At 64.7% G+C, this 24,773-nt stretch carries 23 protein-coding genes and 1 pseudogene; 16 read left to right on the top strand and 8 right to left on the bottom strand.

The window, feature by feature from the left end:
* Positions 1-3: 3 nt before the first annotated feature.
* Genes A5678_RS05950 through A5678_RS05940 form a run of 3 tightly spaced genes read right to left on the bottom strand, consistent with a single transcriptional unit; the run spans position 4 to position 4,025 of the window.
* On the bottom strand, positions 4-498 hold the full coding sequence (locus tag A5678_RS05950; protein WP_068039859.1) for a gluconokinase: 495 nt from the start codon (positions 496-498) through the stop codon (positions 4-6).
* A complete protein-coding gene (locus tag A5678_RS05945) occupies positions 495-2,501 on the bottom strand; it encodes a phosphotransferase (protein ID WP_068039857.1) in 2,007 nt (668 codons plus the stop codon). The genes A5678_RS05950 and A5678_RS05945 overlap by 4 nt, the downstream gene beginning before the upstream one ends.
* An 18-nt stretch (positions 2,502-2,519) precedes the next feature.
* The gene (locus A5678_RS05940) at positions 2,520-4,025 is read right to left on the bottom strand and encodes a carboxylesterase/lipase family protein (RefSeq protein ID WP_068039854.1); all 1,506 of its coding nucleotides are present in this window, start codon (positions 4,023-4,025) and stop codon (positions 2,520-2,522) included.
* 79 nt (positions 4,026-4,104) lie between these two features.
* Between A5678_RS05940 and A5678_RS05935 the strand changes: the two genes are divergently transcribed.
* Positions 4,105-4,776 (top strand): hypothetical protein, encoded by a 672-nt coding sequence (locus A5678_RS05935; RefSeq protein WP_068039853.1) that lies wholly within the window; start codon positions 4,105-4,107, stop codon positions 4,774-4,776.
* 124 nt (positions 4,777-4,900) lie between these two features.
* Here the strand turns inward: A5678_RS05935 and A5678_RS05930 are convergent, their stop codons facing one another.
* From A5678_RS05930 to A5678_RS05920, 3 genes are all read right to left on the bottom strand, one after another.
* Positions 4,901-5,716, bottom strand: coding sequence for a mycofactocin-coupled SDR family oxidoreductase (locus A5678_RS05930; protein ID WP_068039848.1), 816 nt, complete (start codon positions 5,714-5,716; stop codon positions 4,901-4,903).
* Positions 5,717-5,720: 4 nt separating this feature from the next.
* Positions 5,721-6,803 (bottom strand): dihydrodipicolinate reductase, encoded by a 1,083-nt coding sequence (locus A5678_RS05925; protein ID WP_068039845.1) that lies wholly within the window; start codon positions 6,801-6,803, stop codon positions 5,721-5,723.
* Positions 6,804-6,868: 65 nt separating this feature from the next.
* Positions 6,869-7,657, bottom strand: a complete 789-nt coding sequence (locus A5678_RS05920; RefSeq protein WP_068039843.1) for an SDR family NAD(P)-dependent oxidoreductase — start codon at positions 7,655-7,657, stop codon at positions 6,869-6,871.
* A 210-nt stretch (positions 7,658-7,867) separates the two neighbouring features.
* Here A5678_RS05920 and A5678_RS05915 point away from each other — a divergent pair, with 210 nt between their 5' ends.
* Positions 7,868-8,467 (top strand): TetR/AcrR family transcriptional regulator, encoded by a 600-nt coding sequence (locus tag A5678_RS05915; protein WP_068039841.1) that lies wholly within the window; start codon positions 7,868-7,870, stop codon positions 8,465-8,467.
* Positions 8,468-8,473: 6 nt separating this feature from the next.
* On the opposite strand, the gene A5678_RS05910 is transcribed toward A5678_RS05915, so the two are convergent.
* Positions 8,474-9,601 carry a dihydrodipicolinate reductase gene (locus A5678_RS05910; protein ID WP_068039839.1) on the bottom strand — a complete coding sequence of 376 codons (1,128 nt, stop codon included), beginning with the start codon at positions 9,599-9,601 and terminating at the stop codon, positions 8,474-8,476.
* Positions 9,602-9,842: 241 nt separating this feature from the next.
* On the opposite strand from A5678_RS05910, the gene A5678_RS05905 reads away from it, so the two are divergent.
* The 14 genes and pseudogenes from A5678_RS05905 (at position 9,843) to A5678_RS05845 (ending at position 22,067) form a co-directional block, all read left to right on the top strand.
* Positions 9,843-10,760, top strand: coding sequence for an NAD(P)-dependent oxidoreductase (locus A5678_RS05905; RefSeq protein WP_068039837.1), 918 nt, complete (start codon positions 9,843-9,845; stop codon positions 10,758-10,760).
* A 40-nt stretch (positions 10,761-10,800) separates the two neighbouring features.
* A pseudogene (locus tag A5678_RS05900) lies at positions 10,801-11,088 on the top strand (dihydrodipicolinate reductase); the annotation flags it as partial.
* 191 nt (positions 11,089-11,279) lie between these two features.
* A complete protein-coding gene (locus A5678_RS05895) occupies positions 11,280-11,987 on the top strand; it encodes a hypothetical protein (protein ID WP_156746780.1) in 708 nt (235 codons plus the stop codon).
* 217 nt (positions 11,988-12,204) lie between these two features.
* Positions 12,205-13,734 (top strand): nitric oxide reductase activation protein NorD, encoded by a 1,530-nt coding sequence (locus A5678_RS05890; RefSeq protein ID WP_068039825.1) that lies wholly within the window; start codon positions 12,205-12,207, stop codon positions 13,732-13,734.
* Entirely contained in the window at positions 13,731-14,540 is an 810-nt protein-coding gene (locus A5678_RS05885) for a CbbQ/NirQ/NorQ/GpvN family protein (protein ID WP_068039823.1), read from the top strand. The genes A5678_RS05890 and A5678_RS05885 overlap by 4 nt, the downstream gene beginning before the upstream one ends.
* A gap of 14 nt (positions 14,541-14,554) precedes the next feature.
* Positions 14,555-14,683 (top strand): hypothetical protein, encoded by a 129-nt coding sequence (locus tag A5678_RS28165; protein WP_046182590.1) that lies wholly within the window; start codon positions 14,555-14,557, stop codon positions 14,681-14,683.
* Complete coding sequence (locus A5678_RS05880) at positions 14,680-15,378, top strand: hypothetical protein (protein WP_068039822.1); 699 nt, start codon at positions 14,680-14,682, stop codon at positions 15,376-15,378. Before A5678_RS28165 ends, A5678_RS05880 begins: the two co-directional genes overlap by 4 nt.
* Before the next feature lie 21 nt (positions 15,379-15,399).
* Entirely contained in the window at positions 15,400-15,831 is a 432-nt protein-coding gene (locus A5678_RS05875) for a hypothetical protein (protein ID WP_068039820.1), read from the top strand.
* Complete coding sequence (locus A5678_RS05870) at positions 15,828-16,880, top strand: dihydrodipicolinate reductase (protein ID WP_068039818.1); 1,053 nt, start codon at positions 15,828-15,830, stop codon at positions 16,878-16,880. The genes A5678_RS05875 and A5678_RS05870 overlap by 4 nt, the downstream gene beginning before the upstream one ends.
* A gap of 15 nt (positions 16,881-16,895) precedes the next feature.
* Positions 16,896-18,128, top strand: coding sequence for a cytochrome P450 (locus tag A5678_RS05865; RefSeq protein ID WP_068039816.1), 1,233 nt, complete (start codon positions 16,896-16,898; stop codon positions 18,126-18,128).
* A 60-nt stretch (positions 18,129-18,188) separates the two neighbouring features.
* Positions 18,189-18,611, top strand: coding sequence for a hypothetical protein (locus A5678_RS05860; protein ID WP_068039814.1), 423 nt, complete (start codon positions 18,189-18,191; stop codon positions 18,609-18,611).
* A gap of 21 nt (positions 18,612-18,632) precedes the next feature.
* Positions 18,633-19,583 carry an SDR family NAD(P)-dependent oxidoreductase gene (locus A5678_RS05855; RefSeq protein WP_068039812.1) on the top strand — a complete coding sequence of 317 codons (951 nt, stop codon included), beginning with the start codon at positions 18,633-18,635 and terminating at the stop codon, positions 19,581-19,583.
* 28 nt (positions 19,584-19,611) lie between these two features.
* Positions 19,612-20,841 (top strand): cytochrome P450, encoded by a 1,230-nt coding sequence (locus tag A5678_RS05850; protein ID WP_068039810.1) that lies wholly within the window; start codon positions 19,612-19,614, stop codon positions 20,839-20,841.
* A gap of 38 nt (positions 20,842-20,879) precedes the next feature.
* On the top strand, positions 20,880-22,067 hold the full coding sequence (locus A5678_RS05845) for a cytochrome P450 (protein WP_068039808.1): 1,188 nt from the start codon (positions 20,880-20,882) through the stop codon (positions 22,065-22,067).
* A 49-nt stretch (positions 22,068-22,116) separates the two neighbouring features.
* Here the strand turns inward: A5678_RS05845 and A5678_RS05840 are convergent, their stop codons facing one another.
* On the bottom strand, positions 22,117-24,750 hold the full coding sequence (locus A5678_RS05840) for a sugar epimerase family protein (RefSeq protein WP_068039806.1): 2,634 nt from the start codon (positions 24,748-24,750) through the stop codon (positions 22,117-22,119).
* Positions 24,751-24,773: the final 23 nt, after the last annotated feature.

Raw genomic sequence — 24,773 nt, 5'->3', positions numbered from 1 at the left:
AGCTCACCCGCTGCCGCTTAGATAGGCGTCGATGATCGCATCGACGCCCTGACCGGCGTCGACGGTCACGCCGGACTCGTCGGCGCCGAGCGGCTCCAGCGCGTCGAATTGCGAGCGCAGCAGCGCGGCCGGCATGAAATGACCGATCCTGACGGTCAGTCGGCAGCTGATGAGTGCCGGCGAACCGGCGAGGTGCAGGAATTCGACCTGCGGGCAGTGCGTGCGCAACTGGTCGCGGTATGCGCGTTTGAGCGCCGAACAACTCACCACGCCTCCGTCGCGGTGGCCGGCCAACCACTCGCCGACCTTGTCCAGCCAGGGGTAGCGGTCGTCGTCGTCCAGCGGTTCACCGGCCGCCATCTTGGCGATATTGCCCGGTGGGTGCAGGGCGTCGGAGTCCACGAAGGGAACCCGCAAACGCCGGGCGAGCGCCACCCCCACGGTCGACTTCCCCGATCCCGAAACACCCATCACCACGACGGGAGCCCGTCCGCTCACTCGGACGCGAGGTTGCGGTTCCATTCCAACCAGCCGACGCCGTTGCGTCCGTCGACCGTCCGGACGGTCGCCCAGACCCGCGGGAACTGGCTCACCCGCCCGTCCGCGGCGGTCAGACGCACCGGCGCGTGGCCTCGGACCTCGACGTCCGCGGTGATCGCGCCGGGGTCGAGCGCCATTGTGGCGCCCAGCGGTAACCCGTTCTCGCCGAACGACTCTCGTGAATCCACCGTCTGCAGCTCGGTGACCGTTCCCTCGGCATCCTGGGAGTAGCCGATGCTGAAGGCCGGTGCGCCGGGAATGCGGATGCTGACACCGTGCAGATGGGTTCCGTCGTCCAGGTGCAGCGCGCTCCAGATCCAGTCCATGCTCCACCAGTCGCGGACCCCCCACGAGTGATCGCGCTGGCCGGGGACCGACTCGACGCGGTGGCTGGCGTCATCGATGGTGACCGTGCCCGAGACGCGGCACGGGATCTCGTAACGCGTCGTCAACCGGTACTTGTACGGGACGCCGTCGGTGTCCCACACCAAGCGCATCGTCATTTCGACGGGGTTGCCGGGCTCCCCGCGCAACAACGCCGACGGATCGCGGTAAGCCTGGGCGCGCGCGTGCAGGTCGACGCGGTAGGTCTGCAGCGCGGTGGTCGCGGAGTGGCCGAGCTCGAAGGAGTCGGTGCGCACGTTCCACGGATCCGCCGGCAGCGGTACTTGCGCGTCGACGGCCACGGTGGGCATGTCGGGGCCGCACAGCAGCGCGTGCACCCACGCCTTCTGTTCGTTGGCGATCAGGCCGAGGCGGAACCAGCCGCCCAATCCCTGTGCCGCATCGGCGAAGTCGGCATACCAGCTCTCGCTCCACAGCGGTTCGGCGGTCGGCGCGTGCGCGCCCTCGTCCTCCTCCGTGGGCCGCAGGGGTTCGGGTGTCTGCGCGGCGGTCAGGGTCGCCAGCGCGTCGGTGTCGAGCACGTGGTCGCAGTGCCGTTGCAGCATCGTCATGAACATCCGGTCGCCGCGCTCGGTGCGCTCCACCAGCATCGAGGAGACGATCGCCATCATCACACCGAAAAAGCTCTGCCGGCGAACGCCTTCGGCGACGTCGGCGAGCGTGAGGGGCGCCGCGGGCCCCAGCGCCTCGTGGTAAGCCCGCAGCAAAGCGTCGTACTGCTCCCGGCGGTCCCGGGTCGGCAACGCGCAGCCGAGGAAGTACGACAGGTCGGTCAGGGCCGGCCCCCAGGAAACCGTCTGCCAATCAACGACCGTCAACGGGCGGTCTGCCCCGGCGGTGCCGAACAACAAGTTGTCCAGGCGGTAGTCACCGTGCATCAGCCCACGGATGCGGTCGGGCGCCGACTCGGCGGCCAGGTAACCGTCGAAGGATGCGACCAGGCGTTCGCACACCATGCGGTGTTCCGGCGCGATCTGGTCGCCGTAGCGGTCGATGAACCCGGCATACAGCGGGGTGATCATCGCCTGGGTGAGCGGCGATTCGCGGTTCAGCCACGGGGCCTCGGCCAACGCGGTGTCGCCCAGCAGCGGGCCATGCAGCCGCCCCAGCTCGACGACACAGAGGTGCGCCTGTTCGGCTGTCGCGCCTGCGATTTCGTCCCCGACGACCGCCGGCCCGGCATCGCCCAGCAGCAGATCGAACGCGCCCGTCGAGGTGTCGACGGCGGCGTGGTAGCAGGGCGCGATCGGCCCGCCCAGGCGTGGCGCGATGTCGCCATAGAAGCGCACCTCGCGTTCGTACAGGCCCAGCGCCAGCCCCGTTTGCCGGCTCACCGGGTCGGTGGCCGCCACCTTGAGCACCACCGACCCGGGCCTGCCGGGCGCCTCCGCGGCATCGGCGTAGCTGAGCCGAACGCGGTAACACTCGCTCATCTGCCCGGTGCCGATGCGCTCGACCGAGAAGTCGGCGATGGGTCCGGCTCCGATCGCCGCTTCCAGCCATGCGGCGGTGAGGTCGGCGGGTCGTTCGATGACTTCTGCGGTGTCGCCATGCATGAGGGTCAGCGTGCCAGGTCACCGGGCCAGGGAGAAGCCATCCCAGGCAATCCGGCGGTGCGGATGCGGGTCGAACTCGACGCGGCTCTTGCGGTCGAAGACCATGACGGCACGGTCGGCGGTGGTGTAGGTGGGCCAGTCGTCGCCCGGCGCACCGTGCCGGCTGAAGGAACGCCACCGCCGCTGCACCTGGTTACTGACCCGCAGCGCGGCGCGCCGATCGGCCGCGGCGGTCAACAGGGCGCCGAATCGGGTGCGATAGACGTCGAAGACGGCCAGCAACTCGGTGGCATGGGTGGCGCCCAGGCCCGACCAGCGCAGCGTACGGGGGGCGTAATCGTACCGGTAGAGGTAGGTGGGCGCGTGCGCACTGTGGGCCTCGGCGATCTGCCAGGCCGCCGAACCGAAGGCGAAGTCACCGCCGAGCTGGATGCACGCCGATGGCGCGGGGTAATCCGGGTACGCGGACGTAATGCGTTCGCGCGCATCTGGTTCCGCGTCAGCAAGCAGCTCTTCGATCATCGCTTGATTGGTCGGCAGCATTTTGAGGAACCGGGTGAACAGGCGACCCTCCTCGGCATTTGTACCCACGATCAGCGGCACCCGGTGCGCGTGCCCACCGCGCATCGCCTCGACCGGATCGATGGGCACGACGTCGTCGCCGGCGACCGGGCCGATCGGAAAGGCGCCCAACCTGTCCTCCATGCCCTGGTCGATCAGCCGGTGCTGGGTGTCCACCAATTGCATCGGCGACGCCTGCATCAGGGCCTCGGCGGCGTCCTGTGGTCGTGCGCCCAGGAGTGCGGCGAAGCGCGTCGCGAACTCCGCCGCGGTCTCTCGCGACCGAACCATGCCGGAGGCCGGGCTCTCCGAAATTGCCCGGGAGAACAGCCCTTCGCCGGCGGGCACCGCCAACAGGGTGGCGGTGATGTGCGCTCCGGCGCTCTCCCCGAAGATGGTGACGTTGTCCGGATCGCCGCCGAATGCGGAGATGTTGTCCTTCACCCAGCGCAACGCCATCACGAGGTCGCGCAGGAACAAGTTGCTGTCGATCGTGATGTCCGGGGTAGAGAGGGACGACAGGTCGAGACAACCCAACGCGCCCAGCCGGTAGTTCACCGATACGTACACGCAGCCACGGCGCGCCAGCGCCGCACCGTCGTAAAGCGGCGTGGCCGAGCTGCCCAGGATGTAGCCGCCGCCGTGAATGAAGACCATGACGGGCAGCGGCCCTTCGGCGGGGGTCTCGGGGGTGACGACGTTGAGGGTGAGGCAGTCCTCCCCCATCGGCTGGTACCGGCCGACACCGAGCATGGTGTAGCGGCGCTGCTGGGGTGCGCAGTTGGCGAAGCCGTGGCAGTGCCGCACACCCGACCACGGTTGCGCCGGCTGGGGCGCGCGCAATCGCAGAGGCCCGACCGGTGGCCGGGCATACGGGACGGATCGCCAGCGGTGGACGCCGTCGCGGGTGAACCCTTCCACGGTGCCGATGGTCGTGCGTGCGCGGACGGTGCGCTGATGCATAACCCGACGTTAGCCGACATGACGGACGTAACGCGCGCGCAGCGCCTTATTTGCGGGCATTGCGGTTTAGCCTGGCTGAATGCGGATCGCCGCGCTGCTCGCATTGTCGTTACTGATCGCCGGGTGTTCTCACACGGTCGGCGGCCAGTCCCAGCAAACTCAGACATCGAGGAGCGCTGCATCCGGCCCGTCGGGAAGCAAGCCACCCGCGCCTTCGGCCGCGCCGACGCCTGGCACCGCGATCGCCGACGTCATCGGGTGGATCGAAGCAGGCCGTCCCGCGGACCCCGGTCAGTATCACAACGCGATTCGCGACGGTGCGACCACGCCGCTCGGCAATGACATCGCGTTCACGGCCGTCGCCGGCAAAGCATCTTGCATGACCGATTCCAAACACACGGGTGCCGCCCTGCTGTGTCTGGTGAGCCTGACCAATCCGCCGCCCGCGCCCGCGACCTCCTACGGCAACTGGCAGGGCGGTTGGGTGACGTTTGACGGCCTGAATCTGCAGGTGGGTGCGTCGCGCGCCGATCCCGGCCCGTTCATCAACGGCAACGGTTCGGAGCTGGCGAACGGTGATTCGCTGTCATTCGGCGATAATCGGTGCCGGGCCGATCAAACCGGACTGTATTGCGTGAACTATGCCCACCAGTCGGCCGCCCGATTGAGCCCCTCGGGCATCGAGCCATTCGGCTGCCTGAAGCCGGCGCCGCCGCCGGACGGCGTCGGCGCGGCTTTCAGCTGTTCGTGATCGCCTGGCGACGTCATGTCGCCCTCATCGTCGATGCGATATCGGTGGGTGAACGGCGGCTGTTGCCATGGCCCGCGGAACTGCGATACGCGGTCGGACCGAGTGGCGGGCCTCTGGAACCCAATCAGTTGATCGTCACGCCGGCGTCGACCTTGAACTGCAATCCCGTCACATAGCGGGACTCGTCGGATAGCAGGAACAGCACCGCGTGGCTGACCTCTAGGGGCTCGATGGCCGGAGTGGGCATCGCATTGACGAAGATGGGGATCAGGTCGGGCCGCAATTCGCCCAGAGCGGCGCCGATCGACGGCGGGATCATGCCGGTCGGAGAACCCGTCGGATGCACCGAGTTGACCCGAACATTCTGGGCGGCCAGTTCGTTGGCCAACGCCAGGGTCAAACCCACGACACCATGCTTCGCGGCCGTGTAAGGGAGCTGCAACGGAAAGCCTTTGATGGCGCCGGCAGAGCTGATATTGACCAGGCTGCCACCGCCTTGGTCGAGCAGGTGGGGTATGGCCGCGGCGCACGTATTCCACACGCCGATAAGGTTCACGTCGACCACCGTGCGCCAGTCCTCGAAAGTTGTCTTGTCCCAGGGCGCAACCGTCAGCACGCCGGCGTTGGCGACGGCGCCGTCCAAACCGCCGAGGACCGCGACGCCGTCATCGACGGCCTCGCGGAGCTCGGCCCCGTCGCGTACGTCGACGACCCGACTCACACAGCGGCGGCCGAACTCACCAATTAGCCGCACCGTCTCCTCAAGGTCTTGCTCTGTGGCCAAGGGATATTCGATCTCCGGCAGAGATCGGCAGATGTCGACCAGGATCAGGTCGGCGCCCTCCTCGGCAAGCCGGAGCGCGTGACTGCGCCCCAGCCCCCGGGCGGCACCGGTAATCAGAATGCGTTTACCGGCAACACGTCCCGGATGTGGTGTCACCCGGCTACCGCTCGTTCCACATCAGGCCACGCATCGTCGTGGACAGCGGGATGTCCTCCACCCCGATCAGTCCTTGGGGCGCGCGGCACACCCAGTCGATCGCATTGACGGCCCGGCCCGCCGTCGAAATGCAGCCCGCATCAGTGGAATCGAAGAGAGGGTGGGAGACGTGGGTGTTGATTTCCACCCGCGGTTCGCCCTCCACGATGACGCGGTGTACGCCAGTGTGCCCCTCGGGCGGGAACTCCCAGTCCGGAGCCGCGGCCTGGGTGAGCCGGGTGACGTGCTCGAGGGTGATCACCGGCTTGTCATCGATCACGCCCTCGGTGGCAAAGCGCACCGCGCCCATCTGTCCCGGCTCCACCGTCATCATCGTGCACTCGATTCGTTCCGGCGTGTACCAGGGTTCGACGCGCTGGCGCACGTCGTCCAGTTTGATGTCGAGATCGTCCGCCAGGCTGCGGACCTGACCGCCCCACATCGACACGATCACCCCGGGCAGGAACATCATCGGCGAGTCGTCGTCCGGCGTCGTCCCGAATCCCATTGCCGCTCCGGTGAACTCGGCATCGTCATAGTTCCCGTAGTCGAAGATCTCCTGCACGGTGATCGAATCGACCCGCGTGGTCAGGCTGGCCGCCGAGTGCACCAGCGTATCGCCGGAGAAGCCGGGGTCGATGCCGTTGACGTAGAGCGAGGTGTTGCCGGCCGCACAGGCGCGCTCCAAGGGCTCGCGCAGCCAGTCGTCGGCGTGGCGGGGCGCGACGAGCCAGACCATCGACGTGCCGACGACGTTGGTGCCCGCCGCAAGGAACTTGGCCATCTGTTCGATGGCTTCCATCGGGCGAGTTTCGCCCTGAGACGTGTAAACCACGCAGTCGGCGCCGAGGGCCACCAGCGCATCGACGTCGTCGGTGGCGATGACGCCGGTCGGTTCGTCCAGTCCGCACAACTGCGCTGCATCCTGGCCGATCTTCTCGGCGCTGGCGGCGTGCACGCCGACCAATTCGAGGTCCGGTCTACCGATAATGGCCCGCAACGAATGCCGGCCCACATTCCCGGTGGAGAATTGAATGACTCTGCGCACGGCTACCCCTCATCCTTCCAGCGGCGGGTGATGACCCATCATGGCGCGTTCAATCGCGGCGCGGGTCAGTAGTCAGGAATCGGCAGCGGCGAATTGTTGGAGTCGATCCCGCCGTCGACGTGGAACGTCGCGTTGGTTGCGTAACAATCGCGGGTGCAGAGATATACCGCGAGCCGCCCGAGGTCCTCGACGTCGCCCAAGCGGTGCAGCGGTGTGGCCTCTTGCATCTTCTCCAGCGACCCGGGCATCAGATCCAGGCTGCCCTTCAGGCCGTCGGTGGCGAACGAACCCAGGGCGATGGCGTTGACGCGAATCTTCGGTGCCAGTTCCTGTGCCATCGCGCGGGTAAGCGCTTCGAGGCCGCCCTTCGCCACGCAATAGGCGGTCAGCGCGCGGATGCCGAACCGCGCCGAGCCCGACGAGATATTGATGATGGAACCGTGCCCGGCATTGAGCATGTGCGGGGCGGCGAGCTGACTCATGATGAATGCCGAAGTCACACACCAGTCAAAAGTGTGCCGAAAGTCTTCGTCGGTGATGTCCAGAAACCTCGCGTAGGTCGACCCACCGACATTGTTGACGAGAACGTCGATGCGGCCGAACCGCTCCATCGCGGAGTTGACGACCCGCTCTCCGTCGGGACGACTCATCGCGTCGGCCACGAGTGCCAGCCCCTTGCCGCCCGCCGCCTCGATGCCTTGAATCGTGCCAACGATATCCGCCTCGGTGCGTGCGGTCCCGACGACCGTGGCACCCGCCTCCGCCAAGACCCGCGCAATGCCCGCGCCGACGCCCTTCCCGGCTCCAGTGACGATTGCGACCTGTCCATCGAGCCGGAACTGCTCCAATGCCATGCCGGGCTCCTTTGACCATGCGGGTATGTGCGCAGTTCAATCTATGAATATTGCTGACTAAAGTCAATGAAGATCAGGGACCGGGGTCTGCGGCGCTCGAGATGATCCAAGAATGACCAAGTTATGCAAGCCATTCTGGCCGGAACACGGCATAATGGTCTGGTTAACCTCGGCACTCTGGCATGAGTCGAGTCAACTGTGAGGATAGAAATGGCCGTAACGGACAGGCTCTCGGCGCGCGAGGCAAAGCGCCTGCAGACGAAGGAACGGTTAATGGGCGCCGCCATCGCCGAGTTCGCCAGGGCCGGGATGGCCGAAGCCGACGTCAGCACCATTGTGGCGGCGGCAGGTGTCGCCCATGGAACCTTCTTCTTCCACTTCCCGACCAAGGAGCACGTTCTGCTCGAGTTGGAGCGGCGCGAAGAGGACCGTATCGCCAAGCAGTTCGCGCAATTCTTGAAATCCAAGCACGACCTGGCGTCAGCCTTGAACGAGGCCGTCCGCCTCGTGGTGGGATTGGAACGTCGGCTGGGCGATCTGCTCTTCAATGACTTTCTCGCACTGCACTTCTCGCAAACCCGGCCGCAAACCGAAGACGGCAGGGACCACCCCTTGATCGTCTTGGTCGCCCAGGAGATCGCGCTTGCTCAAGAACGCGGCGAGACGGACCCGCACGTCAATTCCATGAACAGTGCGGTGTTCTTCCTGCTGGGGCTCTACGCTCTGTTGATCACCACGAACCATTGGCCGACTGGCCACAGTTTGCTGGAAGATTATGTCGCGCGAACGTTGCGGAGCATCAGGCCCTGACCCGCGTCACGGGCGTATCACCCCGCGCAGCGGCATGAGTCCAAGTTCATTGTGGGACATGAAGCCCGGCGGGGCGTCGCAGACGGCGGGGATCGCGTTCGCGGGGCCCATCGCGGTCCAGGTGTAGCCGGGCAGCGCGTAGCCGCCGTCAGGGTCCTGCGCCCCTTGGAGGATCAGCTCCGTGGATGAGTCACCCTCGATCACGATCCGGTAGTGATAGTGCTGAGGCCAATCCTCCTGTGGCTCAATGGCATCGTAGGTGTCCATCGTGTAGATCTCGTGAAAGACGATGAGCGGCCGACCCTCCACCCACGCTGTCCACTTGTGATGCTGGCGGGCGACGGTACCCGCCTTGATCACTCCCTTGAAGCCCGGCATGTCGCTGGTCTCGCCTCCTTCGAAGGGAATGTCCCGCGTGGCGACGCCGAGCTCCACCTCCGTCGTGTACCGTTCGACCGTTTTGCCCATGTTCTCGACGATCATCGCCATCGACTGTGCGAACAGCGGCCAGGCTTGTCCCAGCAGATTCGGGCCATCCTCGAAGCCGGCCGGATCGCTGCCCATCCCCATCTCGAACAAGTACTTCAGGGTGTCCCTGCCGAAATTCACGACCTCATAGATGTGGATGGTGTCGATTTGGCTTACGATCCGCGCCAACGTCAGGACAAGGAGGTCGCCCGCGAAACCGGGATTGACACCACCGGCGTAGAACGATGTGCCGCCCTCGAGGCACGCGGCGTGGATCTTGTCGATATCGGCCTTGCTGTGCTCGGTTCGGTACCACCACGCGCCGCCCGACGCGACCACGTTCTTCCCGCCGCGCAGCAGTCGGCAGACTTCGTCGGGATCAGACCACAGCGGCGCGTAGAAGATGCAGTCCGCATCGAGCGCTTCAATGACCGCCTTGTCGTCGGTAGCGAGCACGCCGGTCGGTGGTTTGCCACAAAGCTCGCCGGCGTCCTTGCCGACCTTCTCCGGACGATTGCAGAGCACCCCGACCAGTTCGTAGGCCGGGTTATGCGCAAAGTGGCGGAGCGCCACCGTTCCAACGTTGCCGACGCCCCATTGGATAACGCGGTACTTCTTCTCGGTCGGCGATTTTCCGGTGACTGTAGATTCTTGGGTCAGCGTCATTGCTACTCCTATGGTGCACCGACAGCGACTGAACGCTCGCTGAGCGTAGGCACCTCGTCAACATGGTGTCAACGATTCCCCTCTGACTCGTGTCAGTAGGAATGCCAGCCATGTTGCGGAGGAACGGCGCGAACCGGCACGCGAGCTGATTTCGAATGCCCGCTCCTCTTGACGACTGTGCATCTCTACTGAGTACAGTCAGTGACTTAGGTGTCTCATCGGCGCGTGAAGGGGTTGCTGCATGCTGCAAGACCGCAAGATCCTCGTGACCGGAGGCACAGGTCAGATCGCCGGCCCGATTGCCGAGGACTTCGCCAAGCACAATGAGGTGTGGATCGCGGCGCGGTTCAGCAATCCAGACCGAAGGGCGGAACTCGAGGCGCTCGGAATCAAGACTTGCCTATGGGATATGGACACGGGCGACAACTCGTTGCTGCCGAACGACTTCACCCATGTGGTCCATTCGGCCCTGAACCTCAGCCCGGACTACGACCAAGCCATTACCAATAACGCAGAAGGATCTGCACTGCTGATGCAGCACTGCCGCAACGCAAAGGCGTTTCTGCACGTCTCCAGCACATGTGTCTATAAGCCTCACGCAGATCATCCCAACCACGCTTACGCAGAGACCGACCCGCTCGGTGGTCTCGCCAGCTATGCCGAGGTCTATCCGATCGCAAAGATCACCTCCGAGGGCAGCGTCCGCGCCGCCGCGCGTATGTTGGACCTCCCCACCACCATCGCCCGGATGAACGTTGGGTACAGCTGGACGGGCCATGGCGGACTTCCCGTCATGCAATACCAGACCTTCAAGAATGGGCAACCCTGGCTCACTCCGGTGGGCTACCACAACATCGGGTCACCCATCAGCGGTGTCGACATCGCCGACCAAGCGCACAAGTTGCTTGAAATCGCCACTGTCCCTGCGACGATCGTCAACTGGGGCGGAGATGACCCCGTCACGGACCAGCAGATGGGTGAATACGTCGCCGAACTGACGGGGGTGACCGCAAGTTTTGTGGAGTCGCCCGTCAGTTTCGACAGCTTCTGGTCAGACAACACCCGCCGTGAGCAACTCATCGGCAAGTGCTCGCAGCACTGGAAGGAAGGCGTCCGCGACACGTTTTCGCGCCTCGGTTTGATCGGCGTCGCCAGCTAGCGGCAACGAACTGACCGGTCGAACAAGAGGGAGGCGAGCAGTGCGCAGGGTGATCCAGTTCTCAACAGGCAACGTCGGCCGGCACTCGCTGAAAACGATCATTGAACGACCAGATCTCGAACTGGTCGCCGTGCACGCGGCCAGCCCCGAGAAGGTCGGCCACGATGCCGCCGAACTTTGCGGAATGAGCGAAGCCACGGGCGTTATCGCGACGGATGATATCGACACCCTTGTCGACCTGGGAGCGGACTGCGTCATCTTCACGCCGCAGGCCGAAACCCGTCCGATAGAAGTAATCGATCAGATGTCGCAATTCCTGTCCGCTGGGGTTGAGTAAGTCGTCCACTCCGTAGTGGCATCCGCGGATGTTCTTGTCACGTTGCCAACATCTCGCGCGCCGGTGCCAACGCTTTACGCTGACTACAGTCAGTCTGTATAGTTCACTAACGTACCCAATCGGCCTCGATGACGCGGAGGATTGTGAATCTGCCGAAACTGCAACAGCGCATTGCCGGCGGCATCGGAAGGGCCTCGGCGGAAACCGGCCGCGCAGCAGAGGGTCTGACGTTCGACCAGCACTTGGAACGGTCACAACTTGCGCAGCGTCAGGCCGACAAATGGCTTATCTCGGGCAGTCTCCTGATCGGCACCGCGGCCTTGGGCGTCTTCGGGTTGCCGCTGTTCCTCTGGGGAGTTCGGTTGCTGCGCCGGGCCCAGCGAGGTGGCCTCTCCGTTCGCCCGATGCTGGTCACCTTGCTCGGCTATCTCGTCATCATCGATGCCGCCATCAACACTGTGGGGTGGGCACTCGACCTGGTGGCAAGCCATACTCTGCTGGCCCGCGTGCTGCTCAACGGGTGGGGCAACATGTTCGACGCCGGCTACTTCTGGCACTACAACGAGCTGTGGGTCGGCGGTGCCGCCGGACCTGGTGAAAAAGCCATGGAAGTCGGTCTCATCCTGACCGTCTTCACCATGCGAATCGCCGCCGCCATCGGATTCCTGCAGATGAAACGCTGGGGCCACCAGTGGATGGTCATCACGTGCTGGATGGGCGTGGTCATTTGGATTACCTACGTCTTCAACATGACCATGTTCGCCGACGTGCGCTTCGCCGGTGTCGTCTTGCCAGTCGTCGGCTGGTGGCTCTACGACATCTTCTACATCACTCCATTCCTCGCAATCCCCTACCTGCACACGGTCAATCGCGAACTCTTCTCCGACTGAATACGGATTGTGACCGTTGACTTCAATCAAAAAGCGCCAGAGCTCGTCACTTAGGAGGTCAGATCGTGGATTATGTGTGGGAGATCCTTCGCTACGTCGCCGCGTGGGGCGGCACCGGGCTGATCATCTGGTTCTGGTACTGGATGTTCTCCAACATCGGAACGTTCTGAGCGCGCGGCCCACCAACCGGGCGACCTGCCTGCGCGAGATTCAGACCATGGCTGAGCCTTCCGAAACCCACGCGATGGCGCTGGAGCGGAGTTGTTCCGTGACGGCGGTCGCACTCAGTGAGCAGCGTCGCGAGGGCGTCCGGCTCGTCACCGGTGACCGTCGTGGCTTCGGCTTGAATGCGGCGCTGACGTTCGTTCATGTGCCGTACCCCGTGATACCCGACTGGACACGCAGGACCCTGACATGTGGTGTAGCCCTGCAATGTTCGCCGTCGAAAGAGCGGATCACCGAATACCGGCTGAACGAGCTGTCCGCTCGCGAACTCCGCGCACTCACGCTTGTCGAAGCCGGTGTCGCGCTAGGGTGGATCGCGTCGCGGTGGCCGGGCCTGCTCCCCGAGGTCCAGCGACTACTCCCGGAGGTCCACGTCGAAGCCGGTGACATGGATGCCGCGGAAATGCTCAGCCGGGCAATCGCGTTGGCGAACACCGGCCAGGCATTGACGGTCCACCCGCTGCTGGGCCATCTGCCGCTGGCCCTTACGGCGCCGCATGGCTTGACCGACAAATTGCGCCGCAGCTTTGGCCGGATGCCCTGGACTAGCACGCAGAAACGGCTGCCGCGGCCGTACTCGGTTCCCGTCGGCGGCGATGGAGGCGTCCGTAACCCCAACCTGCCGCCCCCGAGCCGGCCCCAAGACAACGATTTCGACGTCACGCCGAAACATCGGCCCGGTATCCCCTACCCCGAATGGAACATGTGGACCAAGCAGTTCATGCAGGACCACGTCGCCGTTATCGAACATGCGGACGGCCGCCGCATTCGCCGTCCGGTGCCGGTTGCCGTCGACGTACGCAAGTGGTTCGAAGAACACACCCATCGTGCGATGACGAACCGCCTCGAAGACGGATCCGACCTCGATGTCGACCAATACGTCAACCACTACATCGACCTGTCCACCGGCGAGGCCAAGGAGCCGCGGCTCTTCCGCGACTTGCTGCCCACCAGCCGCGACGTCGCCACAGCGTTGCTACTCGACGGCAGTTCGTCGTTAGGGGTACACGGCGGTCGCATTTTCCAACTCGAACTGGCCTGTGCCGATGCACTCTCGCGGGCCATGACGCTGGCCCGCGAGCGTCATGGTGTCTTCGTGTTCACCGGCAACACTCGTCATCGGGTCGAAGTGCGGTGTCTGAAGGACTTCGACGACCGCCGGTTTGTGCCGCCGAGCGGACTGGGCCTGTCCACCCGGGGGTACACGCGACTCGGTGCGCCACTGCGCCACCTGACGAGCCGGCTCCTGGCGCAGCCCTCAGAGCGGCGCCTGCTGATCGTCATCGGCGACGGTCTCATCTCCGACGAAGGTTATGAAGGTCGTTACGCCTGGGCCGATGCCGCGCACGCCGTCGAGGAGGCGAACGACGCCGGTGTGTCGATGTACTACGTCGGCGTCGGACCGACCCGGGTTGATCCCCTTCCCGAGGTGTTCGGGCCCAGACGGTCGCAACGGATCCGACGCGTAGAGGAGCTCCCGAGGGTATTGGCTCACGTCCACCGTGAACTGGTCGCCGCATGAACGCCGCCACGGACCTTTATTTCGCAAACGGCAACGAAGTTCAGCTATTCGAGCAGGCCTTCCGCCAGCACATGCCCGTGATGCTCACCGGCCCGACCGGTTGCGGCAAGACCCGATTCGTCGAACACATGGGCCTGCTGTTGCAACGACCGGTCGTCACCATCAGTTGCCACGACGACCTCACCAGCTCCGATCTCGTCGGGCGCTTCATGGTCACCGGTGGCGACGTGGTCTGGACCGATGGCCCGCTGACCCGGGCCGTCAAAGCCGGCGCGATCTGCTACCTCGACGAAGTCGTCGAAGCTCGCCACGACTCGTTGGCCATCCTGCATTCGCTCACCGATCACCGCCGGTCGCTGTATCTCGATCGAGCCGGCGAAGTCGTGACCGCGCCGGACACCTTCATGCTGGTGTGTTCCTACAACCCGGCATATCGCAGCTCGCTCAAGGAGCTCAAACCGTCCTTCCGCCAGCGGTTCGTCACCCTCACGATGAGGTATCTGCCGCCCGAGCGCGAGGCCGAAGTGATTGTCGCCGAAGCCGGGATTCCGATAGCGATGGCACGGCGGCTGGTCGGATGCGCGGTTGCCATCCGCACCGCCGACGAAGCCTTTCACTTCGAGCCCCCGTCGACCAGGGTGTTGGTCACGGCAGCGCACTTGATCGCCGCCGGCGCAACCGAATTGGATGCGGCTGACGCCTGCATACTCGCGCCACTGAGTACCGACGGCGCGGTCACGGACGGTCTACGCGAAGTCGCGGCGGCCAGCCTGGCCGCCACGGATGCCCCGAGCGCAACCCCATAAGAAAGGAGTCCGGCATGGACCAACAGGAACAGAAGCGCAAGAGGGCGCTCATCGTCTTCCAGATCTTCATCTACGGCTACCTGCTGGTGATGTTCGGCATCCAGCTGTACATGTCGTTCGCCCGAGGGTGGTGGGATCTATGAATCCTGTTGCCGCACAGCCCACGAGCTCGGTCGCCCTCGAGGATCACCACGACGAATCCCGCCAGGCGCAGCGCCGGGCCGACAAGTGGATGATCGTCGGCGCCGCCCTGATGGGCATGTGGGCTCCGGGGCTCATCGGGTTTCCCATCTTCATGCGTGGAGTGTGGCTGCAGCGTCAAGCACTGCGAGCCGGCTTGTCGGTCCGGCCTATGATCGTGACCCTGATCGGTTATCTGGTCCTGATCGACGGAATGCTCAACAGTCTCGGCTGGGCCCTGGACCTGGTCGCCAACCACACGTTGATCAACCGGGTGCTGATGGTTGGGTGGGGCAACATGTTTGATGCCGGCTACTTCTGGCATTACAACGAGCTCTGGATCGGCGGCGCGGCGGGACCGGGCGAGAAGGCTTATGTGGCAGGGCTGATCCTCACGGTGTTCTCCATGCGGGTGGCCGCGGCCATCGGATTCCTGCAGATGAAGCGCTGGGGCCATCAGTGGATGATCGTCACCTGCTGGATGGGCGTGGTGATCTGGTCCGCGTATGTGTTCAACATGACGATGTTCGCCGACGTGCGCTACGCCGGTGTGGTATTCCCGGTCGTCGGCTGGTGGCTCTACGACATCTTCTACATCACCCCCTTCCTGGCCATCCCGTATCTGCACACCGTCAACCGCGAAATCTTCTCCGACTGAACAGGTTTAAGGAGCAATGCCATGACCGCACCGACGCCCACCGAAGAGCAAGAACCCACCGCTGGTCTCGAGCCGGGGACCACGCCGTATTACGCGCGAATGCACAAATGGATCAAACGGGCCGTGTTGGTGTGCCTGGTCGCCCTGGTCATCGAAGGCGCATTCACCTTGCCGTTCATGGCGGTCTACTACGGCTACCCAACGCTGAGCCTCACGCAGATCTGCAGCGAGCTGCTGAAGATTCGCTACTCCAACGACACCTTGGAGTGCAAGTACCCGTACCCGCCGTTCGGGCCCCCGGAGGGCGCTGAAGGTAAGGCCACCGCGCAGGACGTGTGGGGCATCCAGCCCATACCGAAGTACCACAGGCTTGGGTTCCGCGAACTGGTCAGGATCCACAACGAACGGCTCGCTCGCCAGGCGGCCCAACTGCACGCGGCACCGCACCCGTGACCTATCGGGTCGTTCAGTGGACGACGGGTAACGTCGGCAAGAGTTCGGTGCGGGCGATAGCCAGAAACCCCACACTCGAGCTCGTCGGATGTTACGCCTGGTCACCAGGCAAGGTCGGCCGCGATGTCGGCGAGCTGTGCGGGATCGAACCCCTCGATGTGAAGGCCACCAACGACATTGACGCGCTGCTCGCGCTCAAGCCCGACTGCGTCGTCTACAACCCGATGTTCGCCGATGTCGATGAGCTGGTCCGCATCCTCGAAGCGGGTGTCAACGTGGTGGGTACGGCAGGGTTCGTCACCGGCCACTTCCTCGGCGCGGGACGCGATCGGATTGCCGAGGCCTGTCAGCAGGGCGGGTCGACCATTTTCGGCAGCGGCATCAACCCCGGTTTCATCCAACTGTTCGCCATCGTGTCGGCAGGCCTCTCCGACCGAGTGGACAAGGTGTCGATGCTTGAGTCCGCTGACACCACCATCTACAACTCCCCCGCGACCGAGATACCCATGGGCTTCGGCTATCCCATCGACCAGCCAGGCCTGCCGGCCATCACCGAGAAGGGGTCCGGCGTCTTCCGGGACGCCGTTCTGCTGATCGCCGACGCTCTCGGCGTGGAACTCGACGAAGTGCGTTGCGAGGTCGAGTATGCCCAGACCACCGAGGATCTCGAGCTACCCGGCGACTGGACGATCGCCAAAGGGTGTGTCGCCGGCGTAGACGTCCGCTGGAGAGGAATTTTCGGCGGCCGCGACATCATCGAAATCCGCGGCCGGTGGCGCAAGGGTCAAACGCTGGATCCGGATTGGCCGCTGGACGTGGGCTACACCATCGAGGTGCAAGGCCAGCCGACGATCAAGACGACGCTGAGCTTCCTTCCGCCGCCAGACTTTCGGGGCGAGACGCTGGATGATTACATCATGTTGGGTCTCACCATCACCGCCATGCCGGCGATCAACGCGATACCTGCGGTGGTCGCCGCCCCGCCCGGCATCGCCACCTACAACGACCTGCCGCTGCTCCTTCCGCGGGGAGTGCTGGCAGGTAGCTGAGAGGACGTGCGTGTAATGACCGCAACGACCGGTGGGCCCAGTATCTTTGAGGCGGGACTTCCGGTGCTCGAGTACGACGTCACCGAGTCACCGCACGAGGTCTGCGCTCGCATCCGGGCAGCGCAGCTACGTGGCCCAATCGCCCTCGGCCCATTCGGACCCGAGATCCTCTCCTACGAGCTCGCGCGCACCGTTCTCCGCGACACCCGATTCATCATCCCCCCAGGCCTTCACCTGAGCGCGCAAGGCGTGACGTCGGGCCCGCTTTGGGACAGAGTCGTCGGAAGCATCATCTGCGCGGAAGGCGCCGAACATCATCGGCTGCGAAGCCTGGTGTCGCGGGCATTCACCCCGCGGGCCACCGCGCGTCTGCACGACACTATCGGCGAAGTCGTCAACGAACTGGTCGATGGCGTCGTCGACGCCGGCCGCTGTGACGTTGTAACTGACATTGCCCGTCACTACCCGATCCCGATCATCTGTGCATTGCTCGGTGCGCCACGTGGAAGCTGGGCAGAGTTTTCCCGATGGGCCGAAGCCATTTTCAAGATGGCCAACTTCTCGGTCAACCTCGCCGCCGAAACGCCCGCGATCCTTCGCGGTTGGGCCGAGCTCGACGCCTACGTCGATGAGATGGTCGCCGAGCGGCGACACCACCTGACCGACGACCTGCTCTCCGATCTCATCCGCGCCGAGGATGACGGTGACCGCCTCAATGCCGACGAACTTCGCATGACCGTGGCCGGATTGTTGCTTGCCGGAACGGATACCACACGCAATCAGCTGGCCGCGTCCTTGCAGGTGCTGCTCGATCACCCGGAGCAGTGGGCGATGTTGCGCGAGCACCCCGAACTCGCCATGCCGGCGGTCGAAGAGAGCATGCGCCACTCGCCCGCCGTGTGCAACACGGTCCGAACCGTGAACGAAGATGTCGAGTTGGACGGATACATGTTCCCGAGCGAGACCTACATCTTTGTGAATTCTTTTGCAGCGAATCGCGATCCGACCATATACCGGGAACCCGACCGCTTCGACATCACCCGCAAGGAGGCGCCGGCGGTACTGACATTCGGCGGCGGCGTGCACTATTGCCTCGGCGCGAACCTGGCCCGGCTGGAGCTGGCCGAAGGCCTCAAGATCCTGGCGCGCCGGCTGCCGGACGCCCGGCGTGCCGGAGCGGCACCGTGGAAGCCGATACTCGGCATGAGTGGGCCGACAAGTCTTCCCATAGATTTCAGCCACCAGTGACAGCCCGCGCCGCGCGTCCGGCTTCCCGACCACTCTCCCGATCCTGCCCGGAGGTCACGAATGAATGATTCACCGTCACGGCTGCATCACGTCGTCTTCGCGGTGGCAAGGGACCGACATGACACGGTGGGGCGGCTATTCACCGAACTGGGCTTCAGCTTCGACGAGATCAATTTGGACGAACTCGGCATCCGGGTGCTCCTGGATTGGAATCGGGGCATCGAGCTGATCAGTCCCAACCCGGGGTCCACCGCCGAGGTGGCCACGTCGGTCACCGAATTCCTGGCCAGTCACGGTGAGGGTGGCGTTTTCACGGTGGTGGTGCAGGTCCCCGGAGCGTCCGAGGCAGAGGACATCGCCAAGCGCTACGGCTCGGCCACCCGCTTCCGGCAAGGCTTCGAGGGCGAGGGCAACTATCTCGAGGAAATCGACTTGTCGGTGCTCGGCCTGCCCCTGACATTCCTGTCGACCAACCTGCCGTAAGTAACCGCGAAAAGGACTGCCATGAGCGAGCTTCGATTCGACGGCCGGGTTGCCATCGTCACCGGGGCCGGTGGCCAGGACCCGAGTTTGGGCCGGTCCCACGCGACCCTGCTTGCCGAGCGCGGAGCCAAAGTGGTGGTCAATGACCTTGGCGTGGGCCCCGACGGGCGGGGAACCATGCGGGCGAATGCGGAGCACGTCGTCGAAGAGATCCTCGCCGCCGGCGGCGAAGCGGTTCCCGATCAGCACAGCGTTGCCGAGGAAGATGGCGCGCGCCGCGTCGTCACGACGGCGCTGAACACGTGGGGACGCCTCGACATCCTGGTGAACAATGCCGGGGTCTGCTTCCTGGCGCATTTCGACGAGATCTCCAGTGCCGATATCCGCACGGTGATCGACGTGCACCTGATGGGAACCGTGTGGATGTGCCGGGCGGCATGGCAGCACATGCGTGAGGCGGGGTATGGACGGATTGTGAACACCACGTCGGGCGCGATGTTCGGGATCGAGAACCTTTCCATCTACGGTGCGGCCAAGAGCGGCATCTTCGGATTGACGCGCGGGTTGGCCGTCGAGGGCACGCCGCTCGGTATCAAGGTCAACGCGCTGGGACCGGCAGCCAACACCACCGCTATCCGCCACTTCAACGAGACTTCGCCGTTCACCTCGCTGATGGAGGCGCATTTCCCCACCGGCCTGGTATCGCCCGCCGTCGGTTACCTGGCCCATGAGGCCTGCGAGCTCTCGGGAGCCAATCTCGAAGCGGGCGCAGGTAACGTCGGCCTACGCGTCTTCGGCCAGACTGCGGGATACACCGACACCGGGCTCACTGTCGAGAAAGTGCGAGACCACCTCTCGGCGATCATCGACAAGCGCACGGCGGCCATGATCCCCGACCCCGGCGAGCTACCTGCCGGGCCCACCGGGGCAGCCCAGCTAGGCGCCGTTCTGAAGCCCTACCAACCGATTTGAGCAACCGAGACCGCGACAGGGAGACATCATGACCGTCGGCACGGCGAAGCCCAGTGTCGTTGACGCCGATCTACCGGTGCTGACCTACGACGTCACGGACACGCCTCAGGAGATATATCCACAGTTTCGGGCCGCCCAGCAGCTGGCACCGATCGCGCTGGGTCCCGTGGGGCCGGAGGTACTCTCCTACGAACTTGCTCGAACCGTACTGGGCGATCCACGGTTCGGGATTCCTCCGGGCATTCACCTCACTGCGCACGGCGTGACGTCAGGCGAGCTGTGGGACCGCGTCGTGCGCAGCATCCTCTGCATGGAAGGCGACGAACATCGTCGGCTGCGCGGCTTGGTATCGAAGGCGTTTACGCCACGGGCAACCGCGCGCATGGACGAGACGATTCACGCCGTCATCAATGAACTCGTCGATGCGGTTGTCGCAGAAGGGAGTTGTGAGTTCGTCGAGGAGATCGCGCGGCCGTACCCGATCCCCGTTATCTGTGCGCTCCTGGGTGCGCCACGGCAAGACTGGCAGCTGTTCTCGAAGTGGGCGGAGGACATATTCAAGATCGTGAGCTTCGACTGCAATCTTGCCGAGGAAGAGCCCAAGGTCCTGACGGCCTGGGACGCTTTCGACGAATACATCGACGGGATGATCGCCGATCGGCGCAAGACCCTGACAGACGACCTGCTCTCCGAACTCATCCGGGCGGAAAACCGAGGCGACCGGCTGGACGCCGGCGAAGTGCGGATGCTGGCTTTCAGCATCCTGGTGGCCGGAACCGACACCACACGTACGCAATTAGCAGCCTCGATGCAAGTTCTATCCGAGCATCCGGACCAATGGGCGCTGCTTCGCGACCGCCCCGAGCTCGGGATGAAAGCCGTCGAGGAGACCATGCGTCACTCCCCATCTATGTGCAGCACCCTCCGCAGTGTCACCAACGACGTCACGATCGGTGACTACACGTTCCCAGCGGGGACATTCATCATCGTTAACACCTATGCCGCCAATCGGGATCCCTCCATTTACGCCGACCCCACCCGCTTCGACATCACTCGCGACGATCCGCCGCCCATCCTCACGTTCGGCGGAGGAGCTCACTACTGCCTCGGCGCGAACCTCGCCAGGCGGGAGCTCTCCGAAGCGCTCAAGATACTTGCGAACAGGCTGCCCCATCCACGGTGCACCGAGAACCCGCCGTGGAGGCCGCTTCTTGGCATGAGCGGACCTACGCGTCTCGCGCTCGAGTTCGGTAGATGAAACGCCGCGGTGTTTTAAGCCAAAAGGAACAGGCGCCCATGACCGAGCCTCATGACTCCCCCGCAATTCCGGTGCTCGACTTGGTCGATATTCCGATGTCACTCGATCGGGGCGCCGGTTGGGCCGCACTGCGCGAAGCGGGGCCAGTGGTAATGAGCGACGGCTGGTACGCCCTGACTCGGCGTGAGGATGTACTTGCCGCACTGCGTAATCCGAGCGTGTTTTCGTCTAAGAAGGCGTTCGAGTTCGTCGGCAGCCCGCTGCCGCTGGTGCCCGCGGCCTTCGATCCTCCGGAACACACCCGGTTTCGCAGGATTCTGCAACCGTTCTTCAGCCCCCATGCGCTTGCAGCGATACTGCCCGCGATGCAGGACCAAGCGATCGACATCATCGACTCGATTGCCGGACGCGACGAGTGTGAGGTGATGGCCGACCTGGCGACTCCCTACCCCTCGCAGGTCTTCCTGACGCTGTTCGGCCTTCCGCTACATGATCGGGAGAGGCTAATCGGGTGGAAGGACGCCATCATCGAACTCAGCATTCCGAACGCCGCTGGTGAAACCCCGGATCTGACGCCGGCACTGGAGATGTTCGCCTACCTTACGGAGGCCGTCGCCGCCCATCGGCAAAATCCCGGAGACGATGTCCTGTCCCAGGTTTTGGTGGGCGAGGATGCGATGACCGACGACGAAGCCCTCGGCATGGCCTTCTTCTTTGTGCTGGCAGGCCTGGACACCGTCACCTCGGCTATCGGGGCGGCGATGCTCGAGTTGGCGCGCCGTCCCGACTTGCGCAATAGACTGTGCCAAAACCCTGCTGAAATAAGCGTTTTCGTCGAAGAGATAGTCCGACTTGAGTCGTCGGCCCCCGTCGTTCCCAGGGTGACCACAGAGGAGGTCACCATTGCGGGCATCACATTGCCGGCGGGTTCGCGCGTGCGACTGTGCCTGGGTGCGATCAACCGCGATGGCAGCGACGCGATCTCCGGTGATGATGTGGTGCTGGACGGCAAGGTGCACAAGCATTGGGGCTTCGGTGGCGGTCCGCACCGTTGCGTCGGCTCTCATCTGGCCCGGATGGAAATGAATGTGGTCGTGACCCAATGGCTGAGCCGCATTCCCCATTTTGAGCTTGCGCACGGGTACCGTCCCGAAATCACCTGGCCATCCCCCACCTCCACGTTGCCCAGGCTGCCGCTGAAAATTCTCACACCGGAGACTCCGTGACCGTCGACGTCGATAGGACGGGTCATAACAGCTTATGGCGCAACAGATTTCAGTGGGCGTGACCGTCCGCAGGAAGCGGTGGATGGTCCGCAGACGCCAACTCCAGCAGACGAATCTCGCCCGAGGTACCGTCGACTTCGACCAGGGCGCCCTGCGGCAGCGCCTTCGTTGCGCCCTGCACATCCACCACACAGGGAAAGCCGAACTCGCGGGCCACCACCGCGGCGTGTGACATCGGGCCGCCCAGTTCGGTCACCACGGCGGCGGCGTAGCAGAACGCCGCGGTGTATCCGACGTCGGTGACCTCAGCGACAAGGATTTCGCCGGCCTGCAGTTCGTCGATCGTTTCGGGCCGGACAATACGCACCCGGCCACGCACCTTACCCCCACACACGCCGACACCGCGCAGTCTGTCGCCGCTGGTGAGGGCCCCCGATGTCGCTGTGGTCGGTTGCCAGCTCCCGCTGAACACCGTCGGCGGAACCACAGCGGCCAGCCGGCGTTGTTCGGCACGACGCCGGGCCACCAACCCACCGACGTCCGGCGGCAGCGCATCGAGCTCGTCGACGAGCAGATAGAACACATCATCGGCGGTATCAAGGGTTCCGGCCTCGACCAACCTGCGGCCATACTCGCGCATGAGGTTGCGTAGCACCCAGTTGGCCCGAACCACCTTGTCGCGACGGACTTCGCGGTCGCGGAGTTGGCGTGCCGCCAGCTGAGCGACAGGCCTGGCGTGCAGGGGAATCGGGGGGCGCGTCGGCGGCTGCGGCGGATCGGGGACGCTCATCGCTCTGGTCACCATCCGGACGAGCAACTCGGGATCATCGGCATAGCTGATCGACAGCATCTCGAGTTCGGCGGGGCCCCGATGCCCGATCAGCGCCAGCTCCGCCAGGACTGCGGCGTGAAACTCGGGGGCCTCGACGGCCAGCTTGCCCAGCCGCGCCCCCGGTTCGGCCAGCAGCGCTGTCACTTTCGGGTCGCGCTGTGCGGCAGCCACCAACCGCTGCATTGCCTCGACCGATCGGGCACTGACCAATTCCGGTCCCGCCGGCGCGGCGGTGTCTCGTCCACACAAACCGCGCAGCAGGACGTTGAACGCGGCGCACAGCATGAACGACGCCGAGGCCAGCACCCAACCGTGCACCACATCGTCGCGCGCCGAAGAGATCAGGCTGAGCAGCCGACGATCGTCCAACCGGTTCACGTCGTCGACCAGGCGTTCCAGGCGATCCACATCGGCAACGAACTCGTGGGTGTCCCTGGACGAGCCGGCGGACAGGCCGATGAGGTTGACGCCGAATACCCCGATGTTGCGAACGGTCCGCAGTTGCTTTCGGACGCGGCTGGTTTCGGAGCGTGGACGCTCCTCACCGAAGATTGGCAACGACGCCATGCTGGGGCCGAAGAATCCGCTGTTGCTGACGATCATCGCGGGCTTGGCAAACGGGACGGTTTCCGCCATGAAATGCGCCGAGGTGATGGCCCCGTAGAGCCGGTGGGCGAACACGGCGACGGTCCGCGTGGCGATTTCACGCTGGATGATGCCGCCGGGCCGCAGCCGCTCGGCGATGGCCACGCCACCCGCGCGCAGTCCGCGCACGGTCACCGACGCCGACGCCGGCGAGAACGGGCCAGGTAGGGCCTCGGACAAATTGGTGGCCAGAAAGGTTGGAAAGCGCGGGTCGATCGGGGTATCGAATTCCCCGTTATCTCCGGCTGGGCCGGCCCAATTCGGCTTCACCCCGTCCTCGGTCGGCGCATCCACGGAAGGAAGGTCAACGATGTTGGCCATCCGCCACGGTAGCGACACCACCCGCTTGCCCAGGGTGACCCGGCCGCGCACCGCGAGCGCCAAATCCTCGACACACTCACCGGAGTTCCACGCCGGGCGGAATCCCCACTGCTCACGCAACCGTGCGGTATCCATGAACGCCGCGCCGTGCACCAGTTGCAGCTCGGCCGCCTCAAAGCCCAACCGCATGATCGGGCGTCCAAGCACCGCGGCGACGCGCCGGAAGGTCAGCTCACCAGGAGCGGCGAGATTGACGGGACCGCTGCCGATTTCGGTGTCCACGATCGCCCGGTTGAACAGCCTGAGGGCGTCGTCGAGGTGGACGACCTGCATGAGACGGTCGGCCGACCTGTCGGGGAATACCGGCAGCGCCAGCAGCCGACGCACCCAGTTATCGACGCCTCGGCCGACGATCAGCGCGGAGCGGATCGCGACCCATTCCAGGCCGGCCTCCTCAATCATCCGCTCGACCCGGGCCTTGTATTCGCCATCGACGCTGATCGGCGTTCTCGCATCGTGCTCGGTCCTCGGTGCATCTCCACCGCCGTAAACATGCGGCGAGGATGCGAAAACAATCCTCCTGGAACCGGTTTCGGCCATCGCCTGCAGAACGTTGGCGGTGCCCGCGACATTCACCTGATGGCTGATCCGGGCGTCGGGGCCCGGACTGTTCGCCCATGCGCAGTGCGCCACGACGTCGGCGCCGGCGACCGCGCGGTTGACCGCATCGGCGTCCCGGATGTCGGCCGCGACGAATTCTGCGGCACTCGGCCAGCTCTCGGGTCGATGACGGGCGAAGCCGATGACGTCGTGGCCCTGGCTGAGCAAGCGGGCGGTCAGGCCCCGGCCGAGGACGCCGCCGGCGCCGGTGACGGCGATTCTCACTGACTGGCCCTGCGCAAGTTCAT

The organism is Mycobacterium sp. E2733 (genome assembly GCF_001667585.1).
GTDB lineage: Bacteria > Actinomycetota > Actinomycetes > Mycobacteriales > Mycobacteriaceae > Mycobacterium.
Note: the sequence above shows the minus strand (reverse complement) of the source record. Positions and strands in the feature narration are given on the sequence as shown.

Coding starts and splice junctions, on each gene's coding strand:
- A5678_RS05945 (WP_068039857.1), bottom strand. CDS start 2,501: ATGCATGGCGACACCGCAGAAGTCATCGAACGACCCGCCGACCTCACC.
- A5678_RS05940 (WP_068039854.1), bottom strand. CDS start 4,025: ATGCATCAGCGCACCGTCCGCGCACGCACGACCATCGGCACCGTGGAA.
- A5678_RS05935 (WP_068039853.1), top strand. CDS start 4,105: ATGCGGATCGCCGCGCTGCTCGCATTGTCGTTACTGATCGCCGGGTGT.
- A5678_RS05920 (WP_068039843.1), bottom strand. CDS start 7,657: ATGGCATTGGAGCAGTTCCGGCTCGATGGACAGGTCGCAATCGTCACT.
- A5678_RS05915 (WP_068039841.1), top strand. CDS start 7,868: ATGGCCGTAACGGACAGGCTCTCGGCGCGCGAGGCAAAGCGCCTGCAG.
- A5678_RS05910 (WP_068039839.1), bottom strand. CDS start 9,601: ATGACGCTGACCCAAGAATCTACAGTCACCGGAAAATCGCCGACCGAG.
- A5678_RS05905 (WP_068039837.1), top strand. CDS start 9,843: ATGCTGCAAGACCGCAAGATCCTCGTGACCGGAGGCACAGGTCAGATC.
- A5678_RS05890 (WP_068039825.1), top strand. CDS start 12,205: ATGGCTGAGCCTTCCGAAACCCACGCGATGGCGCTGGAGCGGAGTTGT.
- A5678_RS05885 (WP_068039823.1), top strand. CDS start 13,731: ATGAACGCCGCCACGGACCTTTATTTCGCAAACGGCAACGAAGTTCAG.
- A5678_RS28165 (WP_046182590.1), top strand. CDS start 14,555: ATGGACCAACAGGAACAGAAGCGCAAGAGGGCGCTCATCGTCTTCCAG.
- A5678_RS05880 (WP_068039822.1), top strand. CDS start 14,680: ATGAATCCTGTTGCCGCACAGCCCACGAGCTCGGTCGCCCTCGAGGAT.
- A5678_RS05875 (WP_068039820.1), top strand. CDS start 15,400: ATGACCGCACCGACGCCCACCGAAGAGCAAGAACCCACCGCTGGTCTC.
- A5678_RS05865 (WP_068039816.1), top strand. CDS start 16,896: ATGACCGCAACGACCGGTGGGCCCAGTATCTTTGAGGCGGGACTTCCG.
- A5678_RS05860 (WP_068039814.1), top strand. CDS start 18,189: ATGAATGATTCACCGTCACGGCTGCATCACGTCGTCTTCGCGGTGGCA.
- A5678_RS05855 (WP_068039812.1), top strand. CDS start 18,633: ATGAGCGAGCTTCGATTCGACGGCCGGGTTGCCATCGTCACCGGGGCC.
- A5678_RS05850 (WP_068039810.1), top strand. CDS start 19,612: ATGACCGTCGGCACGGCGAAGCCCAGTGTCGTTGACGCCGATCTACCG.
- A5678_RS05845 (WP_068039808.1), top strand. CDS start 20,880: ATGACCGAGCCTCATGACTCCCCCGCAATTCCGGTGCTCGACTTGGTC.